General features: G+C 36.2%; 12 protein-coding genes. 8 read left to right on the top strand and 4 right to left on the bottom strand.

Annotated features, from left to right (window positions below):
• The first annotated feature begins 14 nt into the window (after positions 1–14).
• The 3 genes from ACKPCA_RS12475 (at position 15) to ACKPCA_RS12465 (ending at position 4933) form a co-directional block, all read left to right on the top strand.
• Positions 15–2486, top strand: coding sequence for a bifunctional UDP-N-acetylmuramoyl-tripeptide:D-alanyl-D-alanine ligase/alanine racemase (locus ACKPCA_RS12475; protein ID WP_321279382.1), 2472 nt, complete (start codon positions 15–17; stop codon positions 2484–2486).
• Positions 2487–2787: 301 nt separating this feature from the next.
• On the top strand, positions 2788–3762 hold the full coding sequence (locus ACKPCA_RS12470) for a restriction endonuclease (protein ID WP_321279381.1): 975 nt from the start codon (positions 2788–2790) through the stop codon (positions 3760–3762).
• A 436-nt stretch (positions 3763–4198) separates the two neighbouring features.
• On the top strand, positions 4199–4933 hold the full coding sequence (locus tag ACKPCA_RS12465) for a DUF6261 family protein (RefSeq protein ID WP_321279380.1): 735 nt from the start codon (positions 4199–4201) through the stop codon (positions 4931–4933).
• 474 nt (positions 4934–5407) lie between these two features.
• Here the strand turns inward: ACKPCA_RS12465 and ACKPCA_RS12460 are convergent, their stop codons facing one another.
• Positions 5408–6124: a Crp/Fnr family transcriptional regulator gene (locus tag ACKPCA_RS12460; protein WP_083464672.1), complete on the bottom strand. Its 717-nt coding sequence runs from the start codon at positions 6122–6124 to the stop codon at positions 5408–5410.
• Between the two features lie 155 nt (positions 6125–6279).
• Complete coding sequence (locus tag ACKPCA_RS12455; protein WP_321279379.1) at positions 6280–7929, bottom strand: NAD+ synthase; 1650 nt, start codon at positions 7927–7929, stop codon at positions 6280–6282.
• 206 nt (positions 7930–8135) lie between these two features.
• Here ACKPCA_RS12455 and gldB point away from each other — a divergent pair, with 206 nt between their 5' ends.
• From gldB to ACKPCA_RS12440, 3 genes are read left to right on the top strand one after another with little or no spacing between them, the layout of a single operon-like run.
• Entirely contained in the window at positions 8136–9134 is a 999-nt protein-coding gene (gene gldB, locus ACKPCA_RS12450; protein WP_321279378.1) for a gliding motility lipoprotein GldB, read from the top strand.
• A gap of 21 nt (positions 9135–9155) precedes the next feature.
• Positions 9156–9929 carry a nitrilase-related carbon-nitrogen hydrolase gene (locus ACKPCA_RS12445; protein ID WP_321279377.1) on the top strand — a complete coding sequence of 258 codons (774 nt, stop codon included), beginning with the start codon at positions 9156–9158 and terminating at the stop codon, positions 9927–9929.
• A gap of 9 nt (positions 9930–9938) precedes the next feature.
• Complete coding sequence (locus tag ACKPCA_RS12440; RefSeq protein ID WP_321279376.1) at positions 9939–10487, top strand: 5-formyltetrahydrofolate cyclo-ligase; 549 nt, start codon at positions 9939–9941, stop codon at positions 10485–10487.
• 62 nt (positions 10488–10549) lie between these two features.
• Here the strand turns inward: ACKPCA_RS12440 and ACKPCA_RS12435 are convergent, their stop codons facing one another.
• Together ACKPCA_RS12435 and ACKPCA_RS12430 are read right to left on the bottom strand one after the other, a co-directional pair.
• A complete protein-coding gene (locus ACKPCA_RS12435) occupies positions 10550–10720 on the bottom strand; it encodes a DUF362 domain-containing protein (protein WP_083464674.1) in 171 nt (56 codons plus the stop codon).
• 189 nt (positions 10721–10909) lie between these two features.
• Positions 10910–12091 (bottom strand): M20 metallopeptidase family protein, encoded by a 1182-nt coding sequence (locus ACKPCA_RS12430; RefSeq protein ID WP_321279375.1) that lies wholly within the window; start codon positions 12089–12091, stop codon positions 10910–10912.
• A 310-nt stretch (positions 12092–12401) separates the two neighbouring features.
• Here ACKPCA_RS12430 and ACKPCA_RS12425 point away from each other — a divergent pair, with 310 nt between their 5' ends.
• Both ACKPCA_RS12425 and meaB read left to right on the top strand, forming a co-directional pair.
• Positions 12402–13499, top strand: coding sequence for a DUF1573 domain-containing protein (locus ACKPCA_RS12425; RefSeq protein ID WP_054720821.1), 1098 nt, complete (start codon positions 12402–12404; stop codon positions 13497–13499).
• Between the two features lie 161 nt (positions 13500–13660).
• Positions 13661–14791, top strand: a complete 1131-nt coding sequence (gene meaB, locus ACKPCA_RS12420; RefSeq protein WP_321279374.1) for a methylmalonyl Co-A mutase-associated GTPase MeaB — start codon at positions 13661–13663, stop codon at positions 14789–14791.
• Positions 14792–14873 lie beyond the last annotated feature (82 nt).

Here is a 14873-nt window from a genome sequence, read left to right as displayed (position 1 = left end):
CAAAGCATTCTTATATGAGATCTGAGCAATTGTATTCCATAGGATTGATAGGCCAAATTGTTGGCGGGAAACTAATTGGTAATGCCGATTTTGAAATTCAATCCATATCAATTGACAGCAGATCTTTATATCTGCCTGAGGAAACTGTATTTTTTGCCATTGTGGGCGATCGCCACGACGGTCATAAGTACATCTCGGATTTGTACCAGAAAGACGTTCGTGCTTTTGTAATCAGTAATAATGAATTAGATTTCAGCAAATATACAAATGCCTCCTTTGTTCGTGTCGAGGATACATTAAAGGCACTTCAGACGTTAACAGCCAGGCATCGCGAGCATTTCAATTCTCCCGTTATCGGTATAACTGGAAGCAATGGAAAAACCATTGTAAAGGAGTGGTTGAATCAGGTTTTGCAGAATACTCACAAGGTGGTTCGCAGCCCCAAAAGCTACAACTCCCAGGTTGGTGTGCCATTATCGGTATGGAATCTCAATTCCAATGCGAATTTGGGGATTTTTGAGGCGGGAATTTCTCAGCCTGAAGAGATGCAGCAATTGGCTGAAATTATTCAACCAAGCATCGGGGTATTTACACATCTTGGCCAAGCACATCGAGAAAATTTTGAGGACAAACAGCATTTGTTATCCGAAAAGTTAAAGTTGTTTGCAACTTGCAAAAAAGTGGTGTACTGTTCCGATGATGCTTTGGTGGTAAATTCCTTTGTGGTAAATCTTGAGCCAAATCAGAAGCAATATACCTGGGCCAGAAACAAGCATGCCTTTTGCAGAGTTTTAAAGGAGGTACAGAAAGGCAAGCATACCCATATCACCATTCAGGTTGGGAAAAATACCAGCGAGTTTACAATTCCTTTTACCGATCGTGCATCTGTAGATAACGCCATTACTACCTATGTTACCGCATTGGTACTGGGCGTTGACGAATGGGGTTTGAAACAGGAAATGCTAAAGCTTGAACCCGTTGCCATGCGACTGGAAATTAAAGAGGGATTTGGCAATTGTACTTTAATTAACGACTATTATAATTCCGATTTAGGATCGCTCGAGATTGCCATTGATTTAATGAATCAACAGCAAACCGATAAGAAAAAATGTATTATTCTGTCGGATATCTTCCAATCGGGATATACCGATAAAAGATTGTACAGGGCGGTGGCCAAATTGGTTGCCAAGCAAAAAATCGATCGCATCATTGGCATTGGCGAACGCATTTCCATGCAGGCCGATTTGTTTGGCGATAATGCAGTATTCTATAAGGATACCGATTTGTTTCTATCGCAATTTAATCGAAGCAAGTTCCAAGATGAGGTAATCCTGATAAAAGGAGCCAGGGATTTTCACTTCGAGCGAATATCAAATGCGTTGCAATTTAAGGCCCACAGAACGGTTCTCGAGGTCGATTTAAATGCCATGGTGCACAACCTGAATTATTTCAGATCGCTGCTTAAACCGCAAACCAAGCTTACCGTAATGGTAAAGGCATTCTCCTACGGAAGTGGATCGGTTGAGATTGCCAATCTCTTGCAATACCATAGGGTCGATTATCTTGCAGTGGCCATTGCCGACGAGGGAGTGGAGCTTCGAAATGCAGGAATCAACATCCCCATTATTGTGATGAATCCCGAGCCGCATAGTTTCGAAACCATGATTGAGTACAATCTGGAACCCGAAATCTATAACCTGAAAATATTGCACGAATTCCAGCAGGCTTTGCGTAAAAATGTGGTCAAAAATTATCCCATTCACATAAAGCTCGATACAGGAATGCATCGCATGGGTTTTATGGAGTTGGAGCTCGACGATTTAATTGCCCAAATCCAGAACAACGATCATTTCTATATCCGATCGGTATTTTCGCATTTGGCTGGTGCCGATGAGGAGCAGCACGACGATTACACCCGTCATCAAATACAACTGTTCAAGCAATGGAGCAATAAGATTCGCCAGCATTTTTCTTATGCCATCGATCGCCATGTGCTAAACTCAGCGGGAATTGAACGTTTTGCCGATGCGCAATTCGAAATGGTGCGCTTGGGTATTGGTTTGTATGGCGTAAGTGCAGTGCATCAGGATAAGCTGATGAATGTTAGCACCCTTAAAACCACCATTTCGCAAATTAAAACCGTATCGAAAGAAAATACCATTGGTTACGGACGCAAAGGCGTGCTCGAGAAAGATGCACGCATAGGCGTTATTCCAATTGGTTACGCCGATGGTTTCAGTCGCAAGTTAAGCAATGGTCTTGGCAAGGTGCTGGTAAACGGCAAGCTTTGCCCTGTGGTGGGCAATGTTTGCATGGACATGAGCATGATAGACCTTAGCAATGTAGAAGCCAAGGAAGGTGACGCGGTTACCATTTTTGGTAACGATTATCCGGTTAGCCAAATGGCCGAGCAGCTCGATACCATTCCTTACGAAATACTTACCACTGTTTCGCGCCGTGTAAAACGCATTTATATGCAGGAATAAGCTTTTAATTATTTTTTGGTGTTATACCATTTAAATTTCTGTGTGAGCCAGTGGCGAAACAGAGAAATATTAAATTGAAATGCCGATATATAATTAGTTAGTTATTGAAAGTAGAGCATATCAATAACTAATACTAATTAATAATCGGTGTTACCCTTCGGGTCGAGCTATCCACTGCAAGTCCTCGCTTCGCTGTGGGCTTTCCGCTGCTATCGTTGTACTCTTCTATCTGCCAAGTGAGTTTTTATTTAAAATAATCTGCTATTTTTGATAACTAATAATAAAATTTAATTTCAAAATAATGTCAAATAATGCTTTTATAATCCGATGCGCACCTAGCAAAATTAGTCGTGTTGATGAGATGGTTAAAGAAAATAATATTGTTATTGGGTGGTCGCATACGGAAGACAAACTATTAAATCCAGAATTAGATAGAGATGGATTCAAAAATATTTTAAAATCTTATTACCCAGGTTATCACGATAACCCAAGATCGCTTGGTCAGGCAACAGGTTATCTTTGGCGTTTTTTTCGCGAAATGAAGGAAGGTGATTATGTGTTGGTACCAACTCCAAAAGCTTTTTATATTGGGAAAATAGTTGGAGGTGTTAAATTTCATAAGGAATGTATTGAATCTGATACTTCATTAAGAAGAAAAGTAGAATGGTTGAATGAAGGTGAAACCATATTAAGAGAATATTGTGGTGCAGGTTTACAATCTCGTTTAAAATATCAGGGTACCTGCGTTGGGGCATCAGAATTTATTGAAGATATTGAACGAGCATTAAAATTAGCTGAGCAAAAAGAATTGCCAAGCTTTAAGGATCAGTTAAAAATTGAATTGAAAGACAAAGTTGGAAAATTGTTGCAGAATGATAGCTCATTTCTTAGTGTTGATAAGTTTGAGAAATTGGTAGAGCAAGTGTTGCAAGGAATGGGTGCAATAACAGAAAGACCTTCAAAGACCAGATATGGAAATGGAATTGCAGATGTAGATGTTATTGCGAGTTTTGTCAATTTAGGAATTCAAATATATGTGCAAGTAAAAATGCACAAGAATGAGACCGATAAGCATGCCGTTGAGCAGGTTGTTGAAGCAATTAGAATTGATGATCCCGAAGGAGACAATTCGATTTCTGGATGGGTTGTTTCATCTGCTGATTTTTCAAATGAAGCTATAAGTTTAGCGCAGCAGCACAACATACGACTTGTAAATGTTGATGATTTGTCAGATATGATTGTATCTGTAGGAACAGATGTGCTTACAGAAATATAATTTGATTCTGTATTAAAATTAACCTCCTAAAAAATCCCTGCCAGCCTTCCCTAACTCATGGGAAGGCTAAAATCATTCATTTCAAGCCATCCTCTTATGTGAGAAGCCTGAAAAAAATATTTTGGGCCCATCCCAACTTGTGCGAAGCTTCAAAAAAGTATTTTCAGCCTTATCTTTTTGTGAGAATCTCGAAAAAGATATTTTCGGTCTAACCCAACTTGTGAGAAGCCTCAAAAAATCATTTTCAAGCTTCTAATTTTATGGGCAGCGTTTAAAAAATATTTTCGCTCTGTATCCCTTGTTAAATAAGCATTATCATAAATTTCGCAATGACCTGATAGGTTGGTTGAGGTTAAAAATATACAATAATATTTTGTTGTTAATAATACATGGTTTAAATTTATGTAACCCAACGTAAACTTAAAACCAAATTATCATGATTAAAACATTGCCCTATTCGCACATGCGTGTAGATGAATACTACACCTTAAGTATGCAAGTTGTTGCATTATTAAAACCTCACACAGAAGAAGCGCAACTGAGTGTATTACATACTAGTATAGCTAGTGCTATATCGAAGGTAGATCAGGCTTTTCTTAAATTGCCACATAAGGGTCTAACCCTTTCGGTTAAAGAAGCCGATAGTAAAAGAGATAGATTGTTTAAGGCTTTTAGGTATTATGTGGAAGCTTGTTTGTTTAGGGGGAAAACTGAATGGGGGAATGCTCCAGAATTATTAATTGAAGTAATTCGATTGTTAGGTTGGACCTTATATTCCGATTCATACGGGAAAGAAACCGCTCGTTTAAATCAACTTTTTAACGAGATTGATACCAATCCAGAACTTAGCGAAGCCATTGCAACGATTGCTGCTACCGACTTGTACAACGAATTAAAGGAATCGCAAGTCAATTTTGAAAATGTATTCAAGAATAGAAATGAAGCAAACGCTACATTGCCTAATGTTAAAACCGAAGATGCAGTTGTAGAATTAAGAAGATTGTTACAGGTTTTAATGAAATATGTAGAATCTATGGCAATGATGAATTCTGACCCCAAGTATACAGGCTTATGCAAGGAATTCAATGAGCTAATTGCTCCAATTCAGGCGGCAGTAAATACAAGAAAAAGTAAACCCAAGGTAGCCGAAGAGGAATTGCCTCAAGCATAGATTCATAGTTTTATCATTTGGATTAGTGGCTGCCTTGAGAAAGGCAGCTTTTTTTGTGATAGTTTCCAATGTACTGCTAAAAAAGATAATGGTACGCTGTACCTTAATATTAGTTAAATGATCAAACGTTCTACAAATATAAAGGTGCTCCGCACCAAAATGATAGTAATTTTTATTTCAGCAAAAGCAGCGGAGCTGCGTAATATTTGTAGATATATTATTTACAGATGGGCATAGGTGCAGAGCACCGAAACATTTATGATGAAATTGAATTACTAACAAAAATGAAGGTTTTTTGTGCTTGTATGATTTTATAAATGTGTGAATGAATAATAAAACCACCTGTATCGTTCTTAATTACATTGCCATAGAATTTCGCAACTTTTCTACTTTTTCATCATTCAGACTTTTCAAGACTTTCTGAAAAAAAAAGAGGCGCTGTTTCCAACGCCTCCCCAATATTGTTTTTAAATGTTAACCTAATTTACTGATTCTATCAAGGCGCACCTTGTCTAGTATTTTAATTTTTCTTCCGTCAATGGCAATAACACCTTCGCTGGCAAATGTCGATAATGTGCGAATTGCATTCGAAGTTGTCATGTTCGATAGGTTTGCAATATCTTCTCTCGATAAGTAAACCTTAATGGTTGCTTCGTCTTCCTCAAATCCATAAGTGTCACGAAGGAATAATAATGATTCAGCCAATCTACCGCGAATGTGCTTTTGGGTAAGTGTAATGGTTCTGTTGTTCGAGAATCCAAGCTCGGTTGACAAGGAACGAATAATACTTAATGCCAATTCAGCATTCGAACGAAGTAGTTTTAAAATTAAGTCGTAGCTAACTGTACAGGTAATCGAATCCTCGATAGCAACTGCCGATGCAATGTTGTTCTCTTCGGCAAATAAAGCTCGGTATCCAATAAAACCAATTGGTTTAGCCATACGAACGATTTGTTCACGTCCACCAACTCCTTCTTTAAAAATTTTAACTTTCCCTTCCGATAAACAAATTAACCCAATAGGTCTTTCACCTTCTTTGTAAATGTATTCGCCTTTCTTGAAAAAAGAGCAAGTCATATTGGACTTCAGTTCTTCTTTCTCTACCGGAGTAAGAACATTAAATACAGAGTTAGGGTTATTAATTACTTCTCCACAAATCGTCTCTCTTGACTTTCTTTCATTCTCAATCATTACAATAATCGGATATGGTTATAAAAAATATACTTGCATGTTGTAAAACAGTTCAAATGTATATAAATGAATTTAAATGGGAAAACGAATAGAGAAAAATATCGTTATTTAGACGATGTTCGACAGCATACGTTTTTATAGGTGTTTCTACCCATTCAACTGTGTTTTGCTACCAATGGAATTTTACGACCAAAGCCGAAAGCTTTAGATGAAACGCGCAATATTGGTGGAGTTTGAAATCGCTTGTACTCATTCATGTTAACCAAGCGGATTGCTTTTTCAACTGTTTGTTTTTCAAAACCATCAGCAATTATTTCTTTCGTAGACATATTTTTTTCGATATATCGGTACAAAATGCCATCCAAAACATCGTAATCTGGCAATGAATCAGAATCTTTCTGATCTGGACGCAATTCTGCTGATGGTGGTTTTACAATTGTATTTACCGGAATAATTTCTTGGTCTTTGTTCATGAACCAAGCCATTTTAAATACATCTGTTTTGTACACATCACCCAAAACCGACAGGCCGCCGTTCATGTCACCATACAGGGTTCCATACCCTACAGCCGCTTCACTTTTATTTGATGTATTTAATAATATATGGCCAAATTTATTCGATAAGCCCATTACCAAAGTACCACGAATTCTGGCTTGTATGTTCTCTTCTGCAACATTAAATGGCAAGTCGCCAAAGCTAGGTTTTAATGCTTTTTGAAATTCTGAGAAAATTTCCTGAATGTTTACAATTTCGTATTCAATACCTAAATTTTCCGCCAAATCAACAGCATCTTTAATCGAATGGTCGGAAGAAAACTCCGAAGGCATTAGCAAAACGCGAACATTTTCTTTTCCCAAAGCTCTTTCGGCAAGCACTACGGTTACTGCAGAATCGATACCACCAGAAAGACCCAAAGTAGCTTTCTTAAAGCCCATTTTGCCAAAATAATCTTTCAATCCAAGTACCAATGCATCATGAATTTTTTCGATATAGTCAACTTCAGCACTTTCAATTGCTTTGTCTTCTATCTCATTCATATCGACTACCTGGTAATCTTCTTCGAAATATTTTAGTCTGCAAGCCACTTCACCTTTCGAGTTTAGAACCATTGAATCGCCATCGAAAATCAATTCGGTGTGAGCACCAATCTGATTCACGTAGATGATAGGCAAATTGTATCGTTCAATATTTGATTTTAGAATATTGGTTCTTAAATCTTGCTGGTTGTATGAAAATGGCGAAGCCGCAATGTTTACAACAAAATCAGGATTCAATTTGTTCAGCTCCTCCATTGGTGAAACGGTGTAGAGCTCCGATTTGGCAAAGTTGTTATCGGTAGGTTGTTTTTCCCATAGGTCTTCGCATACTGTAATTGCAATTTTTTTGCCTTTGTATTCTACCAACGAGAATTCAGTATTAGGCTCGAAATATCTGTATTCATCAAATATATCGTAGTTTGGCAACAGAGTTTTGTTGTGAATGCTTTCAATTTTTCCATTAGAAATAAAGAAAGCTGAATTGTACAAATTCTTTCCTTTGATATGTGGATTGATTGAGGGACCACCCACTACAGCAGCAATGTCTGTGCACGCTTCAGCCACTTTTTGTAGAGCATCTTGTGTTCTTTCAATAAAATCTTTTCGCTCTAATAAATCTTTAGGAGGATATCCACAGATGGCTAACTCCGAAAATACTACCAAATCAACATTTTCTTTTTTTGATTTTTCAATTGCAGAGATAATTTTCTCGGTGTTACTCTCGAAATTACCGATATGATAGTTTAACTGGGCTAATGCTATTTTCATTTCTATATATATTGTCTCGAATAAACTTTTGGATGCCTTACTGAGGCAATGGCAAATTTAGTTATAAAAAGGGAATGATTCCATTGTAAATTAAGATATCCATAGCTCAAAACTGAAGAATTTTTTTTCTTTAAATTATGCTTTGTTTATTTTTGAGAATCATTATTGAGAAATTACTCACGAAATCTATAAACCTGATAATCCATATGAACTACATTCAAAGAATTTCTGCACTATTAATGTGTGTGATTGTTTTATTCTCTTGTAATTCAAAAAATACTCCAAACGTATCGCATATTTCTGTAGACCTCAATATCAAAAGATTTGATAAAGACTTGTTTGTATTGAAAGAAACGCAGGATTTTGCTCGGTTTAAAATCGAATATGCCGATTTTCTTCCATTGTTTAGTTACAAGGTAATTGGTTTGGGAAATCCTGATGATCCCAATTATATGGAATATCTGAACAAATTCTTGGAAGATTCAACAATGAATGTAGTAGCCCATAAGGTTGCTGAAGTATTTCCGGATCTATCGAAAGATGAGAAGGAGTTGGAGCAGGCATTTAAATATTTAAAATATTATTTCCCGGAAAGAAATATCCCTGATGTTTATGCGCAAATTTCAGGATTCAATCAGTCGGTAGTGGTAGCCGATGATTTAATAGGAATTAGCTTGGACAAATATCTTGGCGAAGATTGTGAGTTTTATTCTTTGCTGGCAACTCCAATGTATGCAAGAAAAAATATGACTCCTGAACGTGTTTCGCAAGATGTGATTCTGGCTTATGGCTTAACCGAATTTCCTTTTACACCCAAAACCGATGATCTAATTAGTAATATGATTTATCAAGGAAAAATCAGATATTTCCTGATGCAATTGATGCCGGAAAAATCGGAAGCGGATGCCATGAAATATACTCAAGAACAACTCGATTGGTGCAAAGAAAGTGAGGATCTGATTTGGGGATATATTATAGAACAGAAGCACTTATTTACTACAGAATATCGTACCATTATAAAGTATATCAACGATGGACCTTTTACACCTGGTATGCCGCAGGAATCCCCATCGAGAACGGGTATTTGGGCTGGTTTGCAAATTGTAAAAAAGTTTATGGAAAAGAACAAGGAATACACTTTGAGTGATTTGATGAAGGAAAATGATTACGGAATGATTTTGCGTAATTCTTCTTATCAGCCGTAAAATGAACTTACCTTATTTGATATGAAACTTGCAATCATTCAATTTGAGCCTAAGTTTGGGGATGTACTTCAAACAATCGATAAGTTAAAATCGCTACTAAAAAAGGCAAAAGAAGCAGATTTAGTTGTTTTGCCAGAATTGGCCAATACGGGTTATAATTTTGATTCCAAAGAACAGGCTTTTAATTTATCCGAAACAATTAACGAGAGTACTTTTCTCACATTTTTAAAGGATGCCTGCAAGGAGTATCAATTTGCTGTGGCAACAGGTTATTCTGAAAAGGAGGGAACAAAGCTTTATAATTCCTCGGTATTAATAGATGAAACTGGAGTAATATCTGTTTATAGAAAGTTGCACCTTTTTATGAATGAGAAGAATATTTTTGAGCCAGGAAATATAGATTTATCGGTAATCGATTACAAGGGAGTAAAATTGGGAATGCTGGTATGTTTCGATTGGATGTTTCCTGAAACGTGGAGAAAACTGGCATTGCTAGGAGCCGAATTGATTCTTCATCCTTCTAACCTGGTTTTACCATATGCACAATCGGTAATTCCTTCCTATTCATTGGTAAATAGAGTATTTATCGCTACAGCAAATAGAATAGGAACGGAAAAAGAGCTTACTTTTACCGGACAATCAATTATTACAGGTACAAAAGGAGAGGTATTGGCAAAAGCAGGCCTTTCAGAAGAAATACTTATGGTTGAAATAGATCCTAAAAAGGCAGAAGACAAAATGATTACTCCTTTAAATGACGCATTTAAGGACAGACGAACTGATATTTACGAATAACACAGATACATGGACACAACAAATATTGACGATCAAAAAAGAAGAATCAGGAAAGAGATAAAACTGATGAAGCAGGATTACTCCATACCACAATTGAAGGAAATGTCTGTTCCTATTTTAAAGAAATTGGAGGAATTGCCAGAATTTGAAGAAGCAAAAACTGTAATGCTTTACTGGTCGATGAGCGATGAAGTGTTCTCACACGATTTTGTTTGTAAATGGGCCAGTAAGAAAAAAGTAATTTTGCCTTGTGTGAAAGGACAAACCTTAGATTTAAAAGTGTTTAAAGGAACGGAGAATTTGATTGAAGGTGAGAATTATGGAATTCCAGAACCTGATGGGCCAGTATTTATGGATGAAGATGAGATTGATTTAATTCTGATTCCGGGTGTTGCTTTCGACAAAGAGAACAATAGAATGGGAAGAGGAAAAGCATACTACGATCGTCTGCTTCAATCGCTAAGTGCATTTAAGGTTGGAATTTGTTTTGATTTTCAAGTTTTGGATCATGTTCCAATTGATGAGCATGATATAAAAATGAATTGTATCGTCTACTAGATTTAGAAATAAAAAAGCCAGTGATCTTATCACTGGCTTTTTAAATATCGGTTATTCTGCGATTATTCAGCGTGAATAGCTTCTACTGGACAAGCGTCAACACAAGTACCACAATCAGTACAAAGATCTGCGTCGATTACATAGCGCTCATCACCCATAGAGATAGCTTCAACAGGACATTCCCCTTCACAAGAACCGCATGAAATACAGTCGTCGTTAATTACGTAAGCCATTTTATTTTAATTTTAGTGTTAATACTAATGCAAATGTAATATCATATTTTTAATGGAGAAACAATTTATTCAGGAATTCCTTTATTTTGAAACAGATTAAATAATGAACAATAACAAAATATCAAACCTAATTTACAGTATTAAAGATGATTGAGTCTTTTATTTTTACATTTAAATCAAAAAAATAAGCTATTTATTCAAATAGGATATTGCCATCCAGGCCATTACGCTCATTGATGTTAGTAGTGCTTTTTCGTTTGCTTCAAAATTTGGAGTATGCAATGATCCTTCCTTATCTGATTTAACTCCAAATCGATAAAAAGTAACTGGGTACTTTTGAGAATAAAAACCAAAATCTTCAGTAGTCATTCTAATATCCATGTTTACAACTCTATCTTCACCAATTAAAGAAATGGCATCAGCTTTTGCCTGATCGGTGTATGTTTCGTGATTTACCAAAAATGGATAACCGTGTTTGATATCCACTTTACATTCGGCTCCCATTCCTTTTGCTGTGGATTGAGCAATGTCAGTAATTAACTGTTTGGCTTTAGCTCTCCACTCTTCGTTCATGGTTCTGAAAGTACCAGCAATTTTAACCTCTTCCGGGATAATGTTGGTTGCTCCATTGGCTTCAATTTTTCCAAATGATAACACGGTTGGAATTCTGGCATCGCAATGTCTGCTAACAATTTGTTGCAGAGCTACTATAATATGTGAGGCAATTAATACATTGTCGGTGCAACGATGAGGCATGGCAGCATGTCCTCCTTTGCCTTTTACGGTTAGGTAAATTTCATCTCCGGAAGCCATGTACATTCCTGATCTGAAACCTACTGTTCCCGTAGGCATGTCAGGTAGAACGTGTGCACCAAGAATCCATTCAGGTTCGGGTTGTAAGGCTCCTTCTTCCATCATTAGTCTGGCTCCGCCTGGCAATAATTCTTCTCCAGGTTGAAAAATCAATAGGATAGTGCCTTCCCATTCAGTTTTAAATTGGTTTAAAATTTTAGCAGCACCCAGCAAACTTGCCATATGCATATCGTGACCACAAGCATGCATCACCCCATCGTTTTTAGAACAATATTTATTTTCAGAATTTTCATTAATTGGCAAGGCATCCATATCAGAGCGCAATGCAATTACCTTTTTGGATGGATTTTTTCCTTCAATTTTACCGACAATACCTGTTTTTACGAATCCATTGGTATATGGAATTCCATATTCATCCAGCTTTGCCTGTATGTATTCTGAAGTTTTAAATTCTTCAAATGATAATTCGGGATTTTGATGCAAATGAGCACGAATATCAATAATCTCTGTTTCGATTGATTGTGCAAATTCTTGTACTTGATTTTTTAAATTGGTCATAGTTGTGGTTAATGAATATATTTAATCTCGAAAATAAACAATTTAATTGAGCTCAGCTTATTTTACTTTCATACAAAGCTAAGAATACTTTATAATTTGCTATAAATATTATTGGAGCTGGTACGGTTATTGAATTGTCTACAAAGCTTACGAGAGTAGAATGGGCTTAACAAGTATTTAACTATATTTCGTATGGTAATCGATTAAAAATGTTTAGTTTTGTATGATTTCTGAATTTTTCAGGAAAAAAATAAACTCTTTTGAGACTTTATCGTATTAAACAAAAGTTGATAAAAAATATTAGTAAGTTATGAATAGAAAAATAATTTTCTTGTTGGCAGTAGTTCTTTGTGGAAGTGTAGCTTTTGCTAATGCCCAAAATACGAAACCAGTAATGAAATTCGCTTCTAAAACACACGATTTTGGAACTTTTAAAGAAGAGTTGGGGAAACAAGTTTACTCTTTTGAATTTGTAAATGAAGGAAAACAGCCTATTATTATCAATCAGGTTCGTTCTTCTTGTGGTTGTACTTCTCCAGATTGGACCAAGAAGCCTGTTGCTCCAGGACAAAAAGGATTCATTAAAGCAACTTTTGATCCTAAAAATCGTCCAGGGCCTTTTAACAAATCTATCACAATAACTGCGAATACGAATCCTTCAATAACTATATTAAGAATTAAAGGAACAGTAACACCTAGGGTTAAAACAATTGCTGATCTTTATCCAAGATTAATGGAAGGGTTGCGATTGAAGAATAATCATTTATCGCTAACTAAGGTTAAAAATACAGAGATTAAAGAGGGAGCATTAGAAGTATATAATGATAGCAATGAAGATATTAGTATTGCATTTAAAAGAATGCCTGCACATCTTCAGTTAAAAATGGTTCCTGAAAAGCTGGCCCCTAAGCAAAAAGGTAAAATTGTTGCATTATACGATGGGGGAAAGAAAAATGATTGGGGATTTGTTACAGATTACATGGATTTAATCGTGAACCAAAAACATAAGCCTGGTCAAAGAATTATTGTAAGTGCTAATATTGTTGAAGATTTCGCAAGATTAACAGAAGAAGAGAAGAGTGTTGCTCCTAAGGTTGAGTTCACTGAAAAAGTTTTTGACTTTGGAGAACTAACCCAAGGACAGAATGCCGAGCATGTTTTTACCATGAAAAACAATGGTGCCTCTGACTTAATTATTCGTAAAACAAAATCTTCTTGTGGTTGCACAGCCATTGCTCCTCAAGCAAAAATTATTAAAGCAGGAGAGGAAACAGAAATTAAGGTTGTCTTTAATTCAAGAGGAAAAAGAGGGCGTCAAAACAAATTGATTACCGTAATTACGAATGATCCGATTCATTCAGAAGTGAATTTAAGAGTAAGAGGTAATGTTATCATGCCCAAGAGCTAAGAAAATATGATTTGAAATATGAGCCTTTCAGTTTCTGAAAGGCTTTTTTATGTGCTAATTTTAAGAGTTGCTAACAAACATATGCACTTTTCTTGATGTTTGCAGATGGCTTAAGTACTAAATTTATAACTTCGCATACATAACAATTAGATCAAAGAATCATGTCAGATAAAAATAAGAAACAGGATCATATCGAGAATGATCCTTCATATAAGGGATTACAAGTAAATTCAGGAATAAGTCAACCACCTTCAATCAATCCTCGAATAGCTGAGCGTTTAAAGAAAAACAAACGCAAAAAATATACTGTTGACGATTTCGTAAAAGGAATTTTAGATGGCGATAGAGGGATATTGAGCCAGGCAATTACATTAATTGAAAGTTCTAAATTTGAGCATCAGAAAATTGCCCAGGAAATTATTGAAAAATGTTTGCCGTATTCAGGGAAGTCGGTTCGTATTGGGGTTACTGGTGTTCCAGGTGCTGGAAAGAGTACTTTTATTGAAGCCTTTGGCAAGCATGTAACCGGACAAGGACACAAGTTGGCAGTGTTGGCTATTGACCCTAGTAGTGAAAGAAGCAAAGGAAGTATCCTGGGAGATAAAACCAGAATGGAAGAACTTTCAGTAGATCAAAATGCATACATTCGTCCTTCTCCATCGGCAGGATCCTTGGGTGGTGTTGCTCGTAAAACCCGCGAAAGTTTAATTTTGTGTGAAGCTGCAGGATTTGATACCATTCTGATTGAAACAGTCGGTGTTGGACAATCGGAAACAGCAGTTCACTCTATGGTGGATTTTTTCCTTTTGATAAAAATTGCAGGAGCTGGTGATGAGTTGCAAGGAATCAAAAGAGGGATTATGGAAATGGCAGATTTAATTTCCATTAACAAGGCTGATGGAAATAATATACACAAAGCACAATTGGCAAGGGTGCAATTCGAAAATGCGCTTCATTTGTTCCCGCAATCGCCTTCAGGTTGGTCGCCAAAAGTTTTAACCTGTTCAGCAATCGAAAAAACAGGTATTGATAATATTTGGGATACCATTATGGATTATTGCAACCATACACAGCAAAACGGGTATTTTGAACAAAGAAGAAGTGAACAAGCCAAATACTGGATGTATGAAACCATTAATGAGCAATTAAAAGATGGTTTTTACCAGAAACAGTTGATTAAAGAACAGATTCCAGAATTTGAAAATAAAGTTTTAAATGATGAAATGAGTTCTTTTGTTGCAGCATTTAAATTATTGAATGCCTATTTTCAGGATATCAAGAATAAAGAGTAAATCGATACGTATATCGAAAATCGTTTCGATTACACGTTTATTTTGGTAGATTTAGGAATTCATAATTATTAACACACAAAAT

This window comes from Marinifilum fragile (assembly GCF_963677365.1).
Taxonomy (GTDB): Bacteria; Bacteroidota; Bacteroidia; order Bacteroidales; family Marinifilaceae; genus Marinifilum; species Marinifilum fragile.
Note: the sequence above shows the minus strand (reverse complement) of the source record. Positions and strands in the feature narration are given on the sequence as shown.

Coding starts and splice junctions, on each gene's coding strand:
- ACKPCA_RS12475 (WP_321279382.1), top strand. CDS start 15: ATGAGATCTGAGCAATTGTATTCCATAGGATTGATAGGCCAAATTGTT.
- ACKPCA_RS12470 (WP_321279381.1), top strand. CDS start 2,788: ATGTCAAATAATGCTTTTATAATCCGATGCGCACCTAGCAAAATTAGT.
- ACKPCA_RS12465 (WP_321279380.1), top strand. CDS start 4,199: ATGATTAAAACATTGCCCTATTCGCACATGCGTGTAGATGAATACTAC.
- ACKPCA_RS12460 (WP_083464672.1), bottom strand. CDS start 6,124: ATGATTGAGAATGAAAGAAAGTCAAGAGAGACGATTTGTGGAGAAGTA.
- ACKPCA_RS12455 (WP_321279379.1), bottom strand. CDS start 7,929: ATGAAAATAGCATTAGCCCAGTTAAACTATCATATCGGTAATTTCGAG.
- gldB (WP_321279378.1), top strand. CDS start 8,136: ATGAACTACATTCAAAGAATTTCTGCACTATTAATGTGTGTGATTGTT.
- ACKPCA_RS12445 (WP_321279377.1), top strand. CDS start 9,156: ATGAAACTTGCAATCATTCAATTTGAGCCTAAGTTTGGGGATGTACTT.
- ACKPCA_RS12440 (WP_321279376.1), top strand. CDS start 9,939: ATGGACACAACAAATATTGACGATCAAAAAAGAAGAATCAGGAAAGAG.
- ACKPCA_RS12435 (WP_083464674.1), bottom strand. CDS start 10,720: ATGGCTTACGTAATTAACGACGACTGTATTTCATGCGGTTCTTGTGAA.
- ACKPCA_RS12430 (WP_321279375.1), bottom strand. CDS start 12,091: ATGACCAATTTAAAAAATCAAGTACAAGAATTTGCACAATCAATCGAA.
- ACKPCA_RS12425 (WP_054720821.1), top strand. CDS start 12,402: ATGAATAGAAAAATAATTTTCTTGTTGGCAGTAGTTCTTTGTGGAAGT.
- meaB (WP_321279374.1), top strand. CDS start 13,661: ATGTCAGATAAAAATAAGAAACAGGATCATATCGAGAATGATCCTTCA.